Origin of the sequence: Chryseobacterium formosum, assembly GCF_026460885.1 — a bacterium.
In the GTDB taxonomy this organism is placed as follows: Bacteria; Bacteroidota; Bacteroidia; order Flavobacteriales; family Weeksellaceae; genus Chryseobacterium; species Chryseobacterium formosus.
This window is the reverse complement of the sequence record NZ_JAOVZW010000001.1, coordinates 115,412-130,271: the sequence shown is the minus strand read 5'-3', so window position 1 is coordinate 130,271 and position 14,860 is coordinate 115,412. Positions and strand designations below refer to the sequence as shown.

Here is a 14,860-nt window from a genome sequence, read left to right as displayed (position 1 = left end):
TATTGATGAAAATTGGTTCATTAAAATTTATTTACGGCAAAAGAACTTAATATTCTTAACTTCTTAAATTAAATCTTAATGGTTTAAATTATTTACTAGTTAGCCAAAGTAGCATTCAAAGTAATCTCAAAGTTGAAAGCTGCACTTACAGGACAACCTTCTTCTGCGATTTTAGCATACTTTTGAAAATCCTCTTCTGAAATTCCTGGAATTTTTGCAGTTAAAGTCAATTCAGATTTTGTAATTTTTCCTACACTTGGGTCTAAAGTGATTACAGATTTTGTAGTCAGTTCTTCCGGTGTAAAACCAGCTTGAGTCAATTCTGCGCTTAGTTTCATTGTAAAACATCCTGCATGAGCTGCTGCTAATAATTCTTCAGGATTTGTTCCTACTCCTTCTTCAAAACGGCTGCTGAAAGAATATTGAGTTTGATTCAATGTTGTACTTTGAGTAGTGATGTGACCTTTTCCTTCTTTTACTGTTCCGTTCCAAACGGCTGTTGCGTTACGTTTCATAATGTTTTGATTTTTGTTGTTATTATTGTTATTTTGATGAGACAAAGATATATCAGATATTATTCCAAATAAATAGATAAAGAGACTTAAATATTGTACTTTTTTCCCGAAATATAAGTTTTCTTGAAATTTGCAGGTGTGCTTCCAATTTTATTTGTAAAAAGTCTGTTGAAGTAAGCCGGATCTTCATAACCCAAATCATAGGCAATTTCTTTTACGGGCTTATCTGTATAAAATAAAAGTCTTTTGGCTTCCAATAAAATTCTGTTGATAATAAACTGATTCGGAGATTCAAGATTTAAATGTTTGAATTTATGGGTTAAAGTTTTCGGAGCGAGATGAAGAAAATCTGCGTAATCAGAAACATTGTGTTTTTCTCTGAAATGAATTTCCAAATGTCTGCTGAAATCTCTGAAAATATCCAATTCACTGCTCGGAATTTTTATTACATCATTATCAAGATTTTGTTTTTTCCATTTTCTGGTTGCTCGAATGATGATTTGTTTTACATAGGTTCTAATCATTTCTTCGGCGGAAGAATCTTTAAATTCGAGCTCATCCTCTATACTTTGATATAAGTTTTTAATGATAGAATTTTCATTTTCATCAAGTTCTACAAAAGGAATTTCAAAAACATTATGGAAAAGCAATCCGTCACACGCAACTTCTTTGTCATGAATCTGAATGCAGTAAAAATCACGGTTATAATACAGGAGAATACCTTCTTCTTTTCCTTTCTCAATTTTTAAATGCTGATTTGTCAGAAAGAATAAAGTGGGTTTTGTTGTTTTAAAATGATTGAAATCTACAGAAAGTTCATAACCAGCCGGTATGAAAAACACCTTGATGTCATAGCGGAATTTATTTCCGTTAATTGTCTCCAGATTGTTTTCTGAAAAGTTTTCTAAACCCAGTTTCTTATAATTGTCTTCGAAAATAAGCGGTTGTGACATTCATTTACTTTGAATTTAAAGATACAAAAAAGCATGATTTCATCATATTAAATTATTGAAACCATGCTTAATTTTTAATTTGAAAAGGGTATAATTCAAAAATTATAAAAAAATCAAACTTAACCTAAATCTTAGTCTCAACCTTAGAATGTTACATCCAAGCCGACATAGAAATTAGCCTTCATAATCGGAGCATATACCATTCCACCATCAAAATAATTCCCAAAAGGATTTCTAAAATCCATAATTGCATTTTTCTGATAGTAAGAAGTTAAATTTTCTCCGCCTAAATAAGCTCTCAGTTTTTTATTAAAATTTCTTGAAATCTGTGCATTCAAAACTGCATAAGATTCAGAATACATCGGCAACTGAAATTCTGCAGGATTTGTTGAGTTGTTTGGAAGTCTTTGTTTCCCAACCACATTCATTGTCGTATCAAAACTCCAAAATCCACCATTATTATTTTTGTTGGTTGAGTAAGCCAAATTCACAAAACCTCTGTGTTTCGCCATAAACGGAACTTCTCTTCTTCCATCCAAATAATCAGCCTGAACATCATAATATTTGTAAGCCAATCTCACATCAAAATTTTTGAAAGGCGTAAAGTCAAACTGGGTCTGGAAAGAGTTTGCAAAAGATTTTCCATCTAAATTATAGAAAGTTAACTGTTGAGGTGAACGATCCAAATCTACTAAAACCTGATCCTGGAAATCAGTTCTGAAAAAATCTGCCATAATTGTAGATTTTCTTCCGAAAAGTTTGAATTCCTGTTGCAAACTAGCTCCGTAATTCCAGGCAATTTCTGGTTTTAAGCCATAAATATCTCCGCCATTTTGCAAAATCTGAATATTTCTGTTCGAGGCAAAATATTGCTGACTTTCCGCAAAAACATTCGCAGTTCTGAAACCTCTTCCCGCAGAAAGTCTCAAAATTGTTTGTGGTGTAAAATCATATTTAAAATTCAGTCTTGGAGTAAATTGAGTTCCTGCCAAATTATGAAAATCGGCTCTTGCTCCTGCAACCAAAGTATATTTCAAACCCGTTAAAGTATATTCAGCAAAAACTCCGGGAACAATTTCATTTCTCTTAAAATTGTTGGTTAAATAAGTTTCGTCATAACCGTCATACATAAAACTCGCTCCGGCTTTGTATTTATGATTGGTATTTCCCAAAATACTTTCGAAAACCAAATTTGAATAGTACGTTTGTTGCTTCCCCGAATAATTTCTCAATCCAAAAAAACTATCCTGTTGATGAAAAGTATATTGATTCATCCAACCTAAACTCTGATATGGTTTTCCAGCAAAAACATAACCTGTTTTATTCCAAACCTGAAATCTTGAAATATCGATTCCCACCCCGTAAAGTGGTTGTTTGTCCTGAGAAATTTTCTTGTCGAAACCGATTTGTCCTGCCGTTCTTTCGTCTTTAATAAAGTTAATTCCGAAATGTGAACCAAAACCTGACTTTTCTAAATCGTTAAAATTCAATAAGTAAGCTGCGTTTAACTGAGTTCCTTTCGGACGGTCAAGAAAACTGTCATCGTTCATGTCTGTGTCGCCAAAAGTTCCGTTTCCGTGAAGTAGAAATGTTTGAGACCACTTTTCGTTGATTGGTGAAACACTTGTAATATTGGCTTCAGCTCTTCCATTAAAATCGGCGAAAAGATTTAAAGATGTTTCCGGTTTTTCCGCATTTTTCAGAAATTCAGTATTGATTTGTCCGGTAATACTTTCGTAGCCGTTTGTTACCGTACTTCCACCTTTTGTTAGCTGAATACTTTCAATCCATCTTCCGGGAATAAAATTCAAACCATACGCAGAAGCCAAACCTCTGATTTCGGGTAAAAGTTCTCTTGTTAAACTTGTATATTTTTGGTCTAAACCAAGCATTTTAAGCTGTTTGGTTCCCGTAACTGCATTGCTGAAAGAAACATCAACTGTTGCATTTGTTTCGAAACTTTCAGATAGATTACAACAAGCTGCTTTTAGTAATTCTTTTTTATCAATATTAAAAACCAATCCAGCTTCTTTTTTATTGATTGAAGTCGCCGCTTTTGAGCCTAAAATATTGACTTGCTCAATGTTTTTTTCTGAATTTCTGTGTTGTGAGTGATCTTCTGCATCTTTATCGTCGTCATGTTTTGCTCCTTCTTCAAAATGAACTTTCGGATTCGCTTCTCCAAACGGAATTTCTCTGTCATACAAACAACAGTCGGGGAGATTTTTGTAGACTGCATTGGTTGATTTGAATTTTTCGTTGTCGTGACCAACATCTGCAATTTTCTTTAAAATTTTATCTGCTGAAGTTTTTACAGGATCAAATTTTAAAGTCACTGTTTGTTTTTCTGTATCCCATTCTGCGAAATCTGCTCCGGAATCTTTCGCAGCTTTTTCAATACGTGCTTTACAAGAACCACAGTTTCCTTTTACATAAAATTCATTCTCGTTTTTTGAATGATTATCATGTTTTTCAGTTGTAATTGTTGGTTGTAAATCTCTTTCGTAATGACAACATCCTGGAAGCTTTTCGTAAGTTTCGGTAGATGCTTTGAATTTTTCATTATCATGACCGGCTTCAGCAACTTTTTTTAGGATGTTTTCGGGAGAAATGTTTCCTGCAGTTTCTAAAGTTAGTGTTTGAGAATCGATGGAATATCTTGCTGATTTCGCTCCTGCTTTTATAGCTGTAGTTTCAATTCTTTCTTTGCACATCTCGCAGTTTCCTTTTACCTGAAACTGGTTTTTAGAAAGATTTTGTGCTGATATAAATGTTGATAATAAGAATAATGCTCCAAGAATTAACTTGGTAATATATAATTTCATTTGTTTAAAATTTAGATTAATTGAATTAATGTAACACTTGAACAATGTAATAAAGTAACAACCCATTGATAGATTGGTAAACAGTTACATCGTTACATTTTTTAATTAACCTAATTTTGGCGGTTGCCAAATCTCTTTTAAACCGTTTGAAATGTAAGGATTAGAATATTGTACCTGAATTTTAGAAAAAGTTTTAAAAGTGGAAAACTCCCAAAAAGTGTTTTTTGCGAAATTGTTTTCAATAAAACTAAAACATACTGCACAGCTAGAGCAGCAGTCATCAGTACAGGATTTGTGGTCTTGTTTGCTGTTTTTAGAATCGTGATGGTTGTTTTGATTTTTATCGCAACAAGATTTTGTTTTCGATTCTGTTTTACAGCAGTTTTCCTGTGAAACCTGAGCGTAGAAATTATCTTTAGGAATCAGAAAAATTCCTAAGCAAAAGATAATTAATAAAAGCTGTATTGGTTTCACAGTGCAAATTTATGAAAAATATTTAAAGTGCAGCACCAACTTGTTTTGCACAGTCATGCCATGGTTCTCCATGAGCAGGATTAAGTTTTGGTTTCGGACCAGTATTGGCAACTGCAGGTTGAGAAACAGGAACTGGTTGCGGAGCTTGTACAGGCATATTTTGAGTTGAAGGAGGAGCTCCAGGTTTGCTGCTTAAAGGTTGACCTACAGCAATGTCACATCTGTGACCTGGTTCTCCGTGTGGAGGATTCATTCCGGGAGCCGTTTTTACTGGAGTTGCGTTCCCTTTATTCATTGCGCTTGGATCGATTTGAACCGTATTATTTCCGTTAACCTGAATATTTTGAGTTGCTGGCTGTGCTGCAGGAGCAGAGCCATTTAACGGTTGTCCGACAGGAATTTCACATTTATGACCGGGTTGTCCATGTGGGGGATTCATTCCGGGAGCAGTAACCATCGTGGAACCGTTTTGAACATTTGAAGTTTTAATTCCCGCCTGATCTATCAATGACGGTTTTGGAGTATTCATTGCAACGTTCGGTTGAGTTCCGGCGTCGTCTTTTAAATATGTTGGTTTTTCGTCTTTTTTACATGAAACAGCAACTAGAGAAGTTGCTAAAAGACCAAAAAGTAAATTTTTCATAATAAATTTCTTCATAAAAAACAAAATTAGCAAAACATTTTGGATTGTTTTGCTAATTTAAATTTATTTTAACGTTCGTTTAGTTCTTAACCAACAGTCTGAAACCTTCTCCGTGAACATTGATGATTTCTAAACCTTCGTCGTCTTTCAAAAGTTTACGAAGTTTAGCAATATATACGTCCATACTTCTTGCCGTAAAGTAGTTTTCTTTTTTCCAGATTTTTCTTAATGCTAAATCTCTCGGCATAAAGTCGTTTCTGTGAAGACAAAGTAATTTTAAAAGCTCATTTTCTTTTGGAGAAAGCTTGTATTCATTATCGCCAACTCTCAATTGTCTCAACATAGAGTCAAAGAAAATATTGCTGATTTTGAATTGCTCCTGCTCTTCGTTTTCCAACGTAGAACTTCTCTGAAGAATTGCCTTTATTTTGTATAGAAGTAATTCCGTATCAAATGGTTTTGTGATATAATCATCTGCTCCCAATTGGTAACCTTTTAGAATGTCTTCTCTCATATTTCTTGCTGTCAAGAAAATGATTGGTGTGTTTTTGTCGATTTTTTTTACGTCTTCTGCTAAAGAAAATCCGTCTTTTTTTGGCATCATTACATCGAAGATACAGATATCGAATTCGCTTTCTGTAAATTCTTTCAATCCCTGTTCTCCATCTACAGCAAGTGTAACCTCAAAGTTGTTTATGGTAAGATAATCTTTTAGTACTGCGCCGAAACTCTGGTCGTCTTCTACTAATAATATTCTGTTGCTCATATGTTTATATTTTATTATTTGTTTAAAAATTATTTCTATGCCATCGGAAGTTTAATGATGAATTTACTTCCCTGATCTTTTTCAGAATCTACAATGATTTGTCCTTTATGAAGTTCTACGATTTTTTTAACGTAAGAAAGTCCCAAACCTTGCCCTTTTACATTGTGAATATTTCCGGTTTCTTCGCGGAAAAATTTCTCGAAAATTTTGGTTTTATTGTGAGTTTCCATTCCCATTCCTTTATCTGCAATTTCCAAAACGTACCAGTTTCCTTCGTTATGGGTTTTTATACTTATTTCAGGTGCTTCAGGAGAATATTTATTGGCATTATCCAAAAGGTTCACCAACATATTTGAAATATGAAATTCATCAATTTTAAAATTATACTTATCTGCTTTAAATTCTTGAATCAATGTTCCGTTTCGCTGCTGAACAATCAAGTTGAATGATTCTGTTGTTCTCTTTATTAATTCTCTTACGTTTGTTTCTTTCAAGAATAATTCAACCTCGTTTCGCTCTAATTTAGACATGTTCAGAACGTTTTCAACCTGCTTTTTCATCCTCAGGTTTTCCTGTTTGATGAGGTTTGAATAATATTTAACCTTATCAGGATTGGTTGCAATTTTATCATTTGCCAATGAATCTGTCGCTACTGAAATTGTTGCCAAAGGCGTTTTAAATTCGTGTGACATATTGTTGATGAAATCAGTTTTTACTTCTGCGAGTTTTTTCTGCCTCATCATATAATTAATGGAAATGATATAGATTCCCAAAATCGTCAATAATGAAAGGAAAGTTCCCAAAAGCATCGGCCAATTGTTCATCGCCAAAGAATATTCTTTTTTAGGAAAAACCAACGCCAAAGTATATAAAGTTCGATCTTTATTATCCGTAAATAATGGGTAAGAATAAGAATTAGTATCCTTTTTCTCTTTAAAAACTTTATTGACGATATTGGTCAGTTTGTTATTTTTATCTGAAATACCATAGCCAAAATCAGAGGTAATGCCTTTCATTCTTAATTCTTTTGTAATTACAGAATCTAAAACTGTAGGATCAACTCTTTTATTAATAGGTAAATTATTCCCGTAGACTTCAACAAATTCTTTTAAACTATAATCCCCATTTCTAATATCTTGATTCAGCTCCGAAGTAAGTATTTCTCGTTTAGTTGTATCTTTTTTTACTTTATAAGCAGCATCATCGGTGTACATCGTAGTAAGTCTGAGAGAATCACCTTGTCTGGAAATTGGCAACTTTATAGTTTCCGTGAGATTTCGATAGTAAACAATCGATTTTTGAGTTCCAGAATCTTGAGTCTGCTGAATCGTTGTAAGAGATGGTTTGTCTTTATTTGCTTTTACATCATCTCGAAAATTTGGATAGTTTTCATTGAAAAGTTTTTCAACTTCAAGTTCAGCAATGTTTTTTGAAGTATTTTCTAAAGCGGAATAGACTTTGTTGGAGAATTCCTGTTCCAAAGCTACATAATAACCTTTAAGCCAATAAAACTGCAGCGTGACAAATACAATAAGTGAAATTGTCATGAAAACCGAGATTATCGGGATGAATTTGTTATTCATTGCATATGGTAATTAAAATTGTGAGTGTTAAAATTAAACATTTTAAGACTTAGTGAACAAAAAATGCGCCAAAATATTGTGTATTTTTTCTTAAAACGAAGCTTTTTAACATTTTATTATAAATTCAGAACAGATTTCTTAATGAAACTTGTGATATTTACTAACTAAAACTAATCGTATTATGAACTCAGAAATTATTTTTAATCAGGATTTTGATTCTAAAAGTATTTACGTAATGAAAATTTACAATGCCGAAGTATTAAAAGTGTGGGAATATTTTACAAAACCCGAACTGCTCGATTTATGGTGGGCGCCAAAACCTTGGAAATGCGAGACTGAAAATTTAAATTTTGAAGAAGGAGGAGTTTGGTTGTATTCGATGAACGGACCTGAAGGAGAAAAAATATTTTCAATGGTAAAGTATGGAGAAATTAATGAGCATAGAAGTTTTGACGGAATTGATGCATTTTGCGACGAAAACGGAAATGTTGATAAAAATTTTCCACAAACTCAATGGCTGATTGGTTTTACCGGTGTGGAAGAAGGAACGAAAGTTTCTGTGAATATGCATTTTCAATCTGAAGATGATATGAAAAAACAGTTAGAAATGGGTTTTGAAGAAGGTTTTAAAATGGGTTTAAATCAGCTGGAAGAGATTTTGGATAATTTGAAAAGTTTAAATTAGATTTAAAAACTTCTCGATATAATTTTTTAAAATCTACTCGAAGCGACAATGCTTAAAAACAAAAATGGAAAGTAAAATTACTCTCCATTTTTTATAATTGAGGAATTTTCAAATTAATTCCTCATCCTGAAAATACTGAATAATCGCTTTTTTCATTAAAAGCTGTTGCTCGTTTGGTTTTAATTCAGGAAGTTTTTCCATCTCATCAAAATGAGGATACCCGTCATCGTCATAATGAGTGAATTTAAAATATCCGAAAGGTTCCAACAATCTACAAACTGCGATGTGAAGAATATTCAGTTTATCATCTTTCGTATATTTTTGTTGTCCGCTTCCGAGTTCCTGTACACCAATTAAAAATAAAATAGTGTCTATTTGCGGATGTTTTTCTGTGTCGAAATTGGTTTCAAAAAATTCTTCAACCTTAGCCCATAATTCTGCTTCTGTCATATTTTAAGAATTTGTTTTTATTGTGGTTAAATCAAAGTTTTACGTTGATTTTAATTAAATTTTATTTTCAAGTTTCATCAAAAACGCATATTCTAGAGCGTCTTCCTTTAAAGATTCAAATCTTCCGCTTGCTCCACCGTGTCCGGAACTCATATCTGTTTTGAAAATTAAAATATTGCTATCCGTTTTTAGCTCTCTCAATTTTGCAGTCCATTTTGCGGGTTCCCAATATTGCACCTGAGAATCGTGGAAGCCTGTTGTAATTAATAAATGCGGATAATTTTTTGCTTCAACATTGTCGTAAGGCGAATATTCTTTCATGTAATGATAATATTCTTCGTCATTCGGATTTCCCCATTCGTCATATTCCCCGGTTGTTAAAGGAATCGTTTCATCCAACATTGTGGAAACTACATCCACAAAAGGAACTTGTGCTACAACTCCGTTGAATAAAGCCGGTTCATAGTTCATTACGGCTCCAACCAACAATCCACCTGCGCTTCCGCCCATTGCGTACAAATGTTTTGAAGAAGTATAATTTTCTTTTACTAAATATTTTCCGGCATCAATAAAATCGAAGAAAGTATTTTTCTTAAATAGCATTTTTCCGTCTTCATACCATTCTCTTCCTAAATATTCTCCACCACGAATATGAGCAATTGCATAAATAAATCCGCGATCTAAAATTGACAATCTCACATTAGAAAAACTCGCATCAACGGTATGTCCGTAACTTCCATAACCATATAAAAGAACAGGAGTTTCTACTGTTTTCTTTGTGTCTTTATGATAAACCAGGGAAATTGGAATTTTTACTTCTCCGTCTCTTGAGTCTGCCCAAATTCTTTCAGAAATATAATTTTCAGGATTAAATTTTCCTCCTAAAACTTCCTGTTGCTTTAAAAGTTTGGTGGTTTTATCCTTTAAATTGTATTCATAAGTAGAGTTTGGCTGAGTTAAAGAAGTGTAACCGTAACGCAAAACCTCAGTGTCAAATTCTAAATTGGTTCCGATATAAGCGGTATAAGTAGGATCTGAAAAAGGTAAATAATACGATTCGTGATTTTTTTCGTCGATGATTTTTATTTGAAGCAAACCTTCTTCTCTTTCTTCAAGAATCAGATAATTCCTGAAAATTTCAAAACCTTCCAATAAAACTGCTTCACGGTGTGGAATTACGTCTACCCAGTTTTCCATTCCGCAATTTTCGATTTTTGCTTTTACAATCTTAAAATTGGTTGCATCGTCTGCGTTGGTAATGATGTAGAACTCATCTTCATAATGTTCCACAGAATATTCCAGATCATCAATTCTTGGCTGAATCACCTTCCAATCAGCAAAAACATTATTTGCCGGAATAAAATGGTGTTCATCTGAAATTGTACTTGAACTCGCCATGAAAATATATTCCATAGACTTTGTCTTGAAAACATTCACATCGAAAGTTTCATCTTTTTCATGGAACATTAAAACATCTTCTGAAGTGTCGGTTCCCAGTTTGTGTCTGTAAACTTTGTAAGCTCTTAAGCTTTCATCTTTTCTGATGTAGAAAATATGCTCGTTATCATTTGCCCAAACTGCTTTTCCGGTTGTGTTTTCTATTTTATCTGAATGAATTTCTCCTGTTTTTAAATTTTTAAAATTTAAAGTATAAATTCTTCTTCCAACATTATCCGAAGAAAATGAAGCCAATTCATTATTCGGGCTCACTGCAACATTTGCCACTTCAAAAAATTCTTCTCCTTCCGCAAGAATGTTTACATCCAGAATTATTTCTTCTCCATTTTCCAGCGTTTTATATTTTCTGCAGAAAATCGGATATTCTTTTCCTTCTTCATAGCGTACGATGTACCAATATTCATTGAAAAAATAAGGCAAAGACTCGTCGTCTTTTTTATATCGGGCTTTCATTTCCTCGTAAAGTTCTTCCTGAAACTGCTCCGTATCTTTCATGATTTCGTCTGCATAAGCATTTTCTTCTTCAAGATATTTGATTACCTCTGGATTTTCTCTCTCATTCATCCAAAAATAATGGTCTGTTCTTCTGTCACCGTGAATTTCGAGTACTTTTTCTATTTTTTTTGCCTTTGGAGCTTCCATCTAATGTTAATTCTTGTTCAAATTTAATTAAAAAAAAACCATCTTTCCTGTTTTGCGGAAAGACGGCTGATTTTATAGATATCATTAAAGTCTATTTATGAAGAGCTTTAATGAATTTTTCCAATGCCATTGTCATTGAAGGTGTTTCTTTTGTGGGAGCCATTAGATCTACTTTTAATCCAGCTTCTTCTGCTGCAGCTGAAGTTGTAGGTCCGAAAACTCCGATTTTTGTTTCTTCCTGTTTAAAATCTGGGAAATTTTGCTGTAGAGATTTAATTCCTTGCGGGCTGAAGAAGATCAACATATCGTAATCTGCAATGTTGATATCTGTCAAATCACTGCAAACGGTTCTGTACATGATTGCTCTTGTCCAGACTACGTTAGAAGACTCCATTGTTTTTACAATATCTGGGCTTAAAACGTCTGAAGATGGCAATAAATATTTTTCAGAAGGGAACTTTTTGAAAAGAGGTAAAAGATCGGCAAAGTTTTTTTCGCCAAAACTGATTTTTCTTTTTCTATATACAATATGCTTCTGAAGGTAGTTTGCAATCGCTTCAGACTGACAAATGTATCTCATTGTGTCTGGAACGGCAAACCTCATTTCTTCGGCAAGTCTGAAATAGTGGTCAATAGCATTTTTACTGGTAAAAATAATACCTGTATATTGCGTAAGATCAATTTTCTGTGTTCTAAGTTCTTTATTGTCTACTCCTTCGACGTGGATAAAGGGACGGAAGTCAATTTTTATTTTTTCCTTCTTCGCTATTTCCAAATATGGAGAAGACTCACTAGGTGCTGGTTGAGAAACCAATATTGACTTTATTCTCATCATGTACTTTTATTAAATAAATAATAACTTCCAAAGCATCAACAGCGGTGCAATTTGGAGGGTGCAAATATACAAAAATTTATAATACCATTTTTGTGGTAAGATGTTGTTTCTGTGAAACAAATAGAAAAACACCTTGAAAATGAATACAAAAGAGAAAAAACTCAAATAATAAATAAATGCGCTATTTCTGTCTATCGGGAAATAGTAATGGGTTACACACAAAATAATTAGCAAAATCGAAAAGATAAAGTGGAATTTTGTGGAGGTGAAATAAAAAATAGTCCATTTTTTTCCGTCGCCAATGGATTGATAAAATAAAAATCCTAATGCTGTTCTGATGAAATAAAATAGTGAAATAATAATTAAAGTATAGCCAATTTTATTCAGTTGATATCCGAAAGGTTGAAAATCGGCAACATATTTTGGTAAAATCGGGACGTATTGCGAAACAAGAATACTTAAACTTAAAGTGGTTACAACCGAAGTAATAATCCAACTCGGAAGGTTATTGCTCGCATCGTAATATTTCTGAAGAAGAAAATCTTTAAGGTTGGCTTCGCGTTCCACGATATTCATCATGAAAATGTATAAAAAAAGACAACCGATAAGAATAAAAACCACCCAATCATTATTTTCGGGTATTCTTACTTCGTTTTTGAAAGTTTGTAATAATGGCAAAGGAAATTTTTTGCAAAATTATAGATTATTTTGTATAAAATAAAAAACTTAAATAAACTATCTTTGCAAACTGAAATGAAAAAACTTGTCATCATTCCAACCTATAACGAAAAGGAAAATATAGAAAATATAATTTCCGCTGTTTTTGCATTGGAAGAAGGTTTTCATATCTTGGTTGTAGACGATACTTCGCCAGACAAAACTGCAGATATTGTAAAAGAACTTCAAAAAAAGTTTCCTCATACTTTACATCTTTCCATAAGACATATTAAAGATGGTCTTGGGAAAGCGTATATTCATGGTTTTAAGTGGGCACTTCAAAACAATTATGACTACATTTTTGAGATGGATGCCGATTTTTCTCATGATCCAAAAGATTTACCGAAACTTTTCGAAGCTTGCAAAAATGCAGATATGGCAGTTGGTTCGCGTTATTCTAAAGGAGTAAACGTTGTAAATTGGCCAATGGGAAGAGTTTTGCTTTCTTATTTTGCTTCAAAATACGTGAGATTTATTTTGGGGATTCCAATTCATGATACCACTGCTGGTTTTGTTTGTTTTTCAAGAAAAACTTTAGAACAGATAGGTTTAGATAATGTAAAATTGAAAGGATATGGTTTTCAGATTGAAATGAAATTCAGAGCTTTTAAAAAAGGTTTTAAAATTGTAGAAGTTCCTATTATTTTTACCAACAGAATTTTGGGAGAAAGTAAAATGAACGGCGGAATTATTCATGAAGCGGTTTTTGGTGTTTTAAATTTAAAATGGAAATCAATCATCAACAGATTATGAAAAAACTGATCTTCGTTTTCGTTTTACTGTGCATGTTTTCGTGCAATGAATATATCGACAAGCCAAACAATATTATCGATAAAACCAAGATGTCTGAAATTATTGCAGATTTGGCAATTAATGATCAGGTAATATTTTCGTATCCAAACACGAATTTAGAAAGCGGAACAAGATTTATCCTAAAATCTCACAATGTAAAAACTGAAGATTTTGTGGCAAGCTACAAATATTATATTGTAAAACAGAAGATGACAGGGATTGTTGATGATGCTCAAAAAATCATCATAGAAAAAGATCCAAAGTCTGAAAAAAAAATAAAAGGTACTCCTCAAGTGCAACCTGAAGAATTGCCAAAATTAGAAAGATTAGAAAAACGAGAGAAAAACTAATATTTCTTAATTTTTTAGAGAAGTTAAAATGTATAAGAATGAATTTTTTTAATATAGAAAAAACCTCAGAAGGTAAAGCAAGAGCGGGAGTTTTGAACACCGATCACGGAACTGTTCAGACGCCAATCTTTATGCCTGTAGGAACTGTTGCAAGTGTAAAAACCGTTCATCAGAGAGAAATAAAAGACGATATAAAAGCTCAGATTATTTTGGGAAATACGTATCACCTTTATCTTCGTCCAGGAATGGAAGTGATGGAAGCTGCAGGAGGTTTACATAAATTTATGAATTGGGATCTTCCAATTCTTACCGATTCAGGAGGTTTTCAGGTGTTCTCGCTTTCAGGAACAAGAAAAATGTCTGAAGAAGGTGTGAAATTCAAATCTCATATCGACGGAAGTGTTCATTTATTTACTCCGGAAAAATCTATGGAAATTCAGAGGCAAATTGGAGCTGATATTTTTATGGCATTTGACGAATGTGTAGCTTATCCTGCGCATTACAATCAGGTGAAAAAATCGATGGACATGACGCATCGTTGGCTAAAAAGATGCATGGATTGGAATGAACAAAATCCCGAATTATACGGCTATAAACAAAGATTTTTCCCTATTGTTCAAGGTTCAACGTATTCGGATCTAAGAAAAATTTCGGCAGAAGTTATTGCTGAAGCCGGAGCAGAAGGGAATGCAATTGGCGGACTTTCTGTAGGTGAGCCTGAAGATGAACTGTACAGAATTACCGATGAGGTAACTGATATTTTACCTAAAGACAAACCAAGATATTTAATGGGAGTGGGAACTCCGTGGAATATTTTAGAATCTATCGGTTTGGGAATTGATATGATGGATTGTGTGATGCCTACAAGAAATGCCAGAAACGGAATGCTTTTCACTTGGCAAGGCGTAATTAATATGAAAAACGAAAAATGGAAGAAAGATTTTTCTCCATTAGACGAGTTTGGGACAAGTTTTGTAGATCAGGAATATTCAAAAGCGTATGTGCGTCATTTGTTTGTGTCTAAAGAATATTTAGCTAAACAGATTGCATCAATTCACAATCTTGCATTTTATTTAGATTTGGTAAAGGTGGCGAGAGAACATATCTTAGCTGGAGATTTTTATCAGTGGAAAGATTCTGTAATTCCTGTATTAAGACAAAGACTTTAAAAA

15 protein-coding genes are annotated in these 14,860 nt (G+C 33.2%); 4 read left to right on the top strand and 11 right to left on the bottom strand.

The features are described from left to right. Nucleotides 1-95: 95 nt before the first annotated feature. The 7 genes from OF897_RS00600 to OF897_RS00570 form a co-directional block, all read right to left on the bottom strand. On the bottom strand, nt 96-515 hold the full coding sequence (locus tag OF897_RS00600; protein WP_267263751.1) for an OsmC family protein: 420 nt from the start codon (nt 513-515) through the stop codon (nt 96-98). An 86-nt stretch (nt 516-601) separates the two neighbouring features. Continuing rightward, nucleotides 602-1,468: a helix-turn-helix domain-containing protein gene (locus OF897_RS00595; protein WP_267263750.1), complete on the bottom strand. Its 867-nt coding sequence runs from the start codon at nt 1,466-1,468 to the stop codon at nt 602-604. 143 nt (nt 1,469-1,611) lie between these two features. Continuing rightward, entirely contained in the window at nt 1,612-4,293 is a 2,682-nt protein-coding gene (locus tag OF897_RS00590) for a TonB-dependent receptor domain-containing protein (protein ID WP_267263749.1), read from the bottom strand. A gap of 105 nt (nt 4,294-4,398) precedes the next feature. Continuing rightward, the gene (locus OF897_RS00585) at nt 4,399-4,767 is read right to left on the bottom strand and encodes a hypothetical protein (protein ID WP_267263748.1); all 369 of its coding nucleotides are present in this window, start codon (nt 4,765-4,767) and stop codon (nt 4,399-4,401) included. A 22-nt stretch (nt 4,768-4,789) separates the two neighbouring features. Next, nucleotides 4,790-5,410, bottom strand: a complete 621-nt coding sequence (locus OF897_RS00580; protein WP_267263747.1) for a hypothetical protein — start codon at nt 5,408-5,410, stop codon at nt 4,790-4,792. Nucleotides 5,411-5,489: 79 nt separating this feature from the next. Next, nucleotides 5,490-6,176, bottom strand: a complete 687-nt coding sequence (locus OF897_RS00575) for a response regulator transcription factor (RefSeq protein ID WP_074230805.1) — start codon at nt 6,174-6,176, stop codon at nt 5,490-5,492. 35 nt (nt 6,177-6,211) lie between these two features. Further along, a complete protein-coding gene (locus tag OF897_RS00570; protein WP_267263746.1) occupies nt 6,212-7,759 on the bottom strand; it encodes a sensor histidine kinase in 1,548 nt (515 codons plus the stop codon). Between the two features lie 181 nt (nt 7,760-7,940). On the opposite strand from OF897_RS00570, the gene OF897_RS00565 reads away from it, so the two are divergent. Then, nucleotides 7,941-8,444, top strand: coding sequence for an SRPBCC family protein (locus tag OF897_RS00565; protein ID WP_267263745.1), 504 nt, complete (start codon nt 7,941-7,943; stop codon nt 8,442-8,444). Between the two features lie 108 nt (nt 8,445-8,552). Here OF897_RS00565 and OF897_RS00560 read toward each other — a convergent pair whose 3' ends face one another. The 4 genes from OF897_RS00560 to OF897_RS00545 all read right to left on the bottom strand — a co-directional run bounded on the left by OF897_RS00560 (nt 8,553) and on the right by OF897_RS00545 (nt 12,507). After that, a complete protein-coding gene (locus tag OF897_RS00560) occupies nt 8,553-8,894 on the bottom strand; it encodes a hypothetical protein (RefSeq protein WP_267263744.1) in 342 nt (113 codons plus the stop codon). Nucleotides 8,895-8,948: 54 nt separating this feature from the next. Next, the gene (locus OF897_RS00555; protein WP_267263743.1) at nt 8,949-10,994 is read right to left on the bottom strand and encodes a S9 family peptidase; all 2,046 of its coding nucleotides are present in this window, start codon (nt 10,992-10,994) and stop codon (nt 8,949-8,951) included. A gap of 91 nt (nt 10,995-11,085) precedes the next feature. Further along, on the bottom strand, nt 11,086-11,826 hold the full coding sequence (locus OF897_RS00550) for a uroporphyrinogen-III synthase (RefSeq protein WP_267264210.1): 741 nt from the start codon (nt 11,824-11,826) through the stop codon (nt 11,086-11,088). 12 nt (nt 11,827-11,838) lie between these two features. Continuing rightward, complete coding sequence (locus OF897_RS00545) at nt 11,839-12,507, bottom strand: DUF4271 domain-containing protein (protein ID WP_267263742.1); 669 nt, start codon at nt 12,505-12,507, stop codon at nt 11,839-11,841. Between the two features lie 75 nt (nt 12,508-12,582). Between OF897_RS00545 and OF897_RS00540 the strand changes: the two genes are divergently transcribed. From OF897_RS00540 to tgt, 3 genes are read left to right on the top strand one after another with little or no spacing between them, the layout of a single operon-like run. Continuing rightward, on the top strand, nt 12,583-13,299 hold the full coding sequence (locus OF897_RS00540; protein ID WP_267263741.1) for a polyprenol monophosphomannose synthase: 717 nt from the start codon (nt 12,583-12,585) through the stop codon (nt 13,297-13,299). Continuing rightward, complete coding sequence (locus tag OF897_RS00535; RefSeq protein WP_267263740.1) at nt 13,296-13,688, top strand: DUF4296 domain-containing protein; 393 nt, start codon at nt 13,296-13,298, stop codon at nt 13,686-13,688. The genes OF897_RS00540 and OF897_RS00535 overlap by 4 nt, the downstream gene beginning before the upstream one ends. Nucleotides 13,689-13,726: 38 nt before the next feature. Beyond that, nucleotides 13,727-14,857 carry a tRNA guanosine(34) transglycosylase Tgt gene (gene tgt, locus OF897_RS00530; protein ID WP_267263739.1) on the top strand — a complete coding sequence of 377 codons (1,131 nt, stop codon included), beginning with the start codon at nt 13,727-13,729 and terminating at the stop codon, nt 14,855-14,857. Nucleotides 14,858-14,860 lie beyond the last annotated feature (3 nt).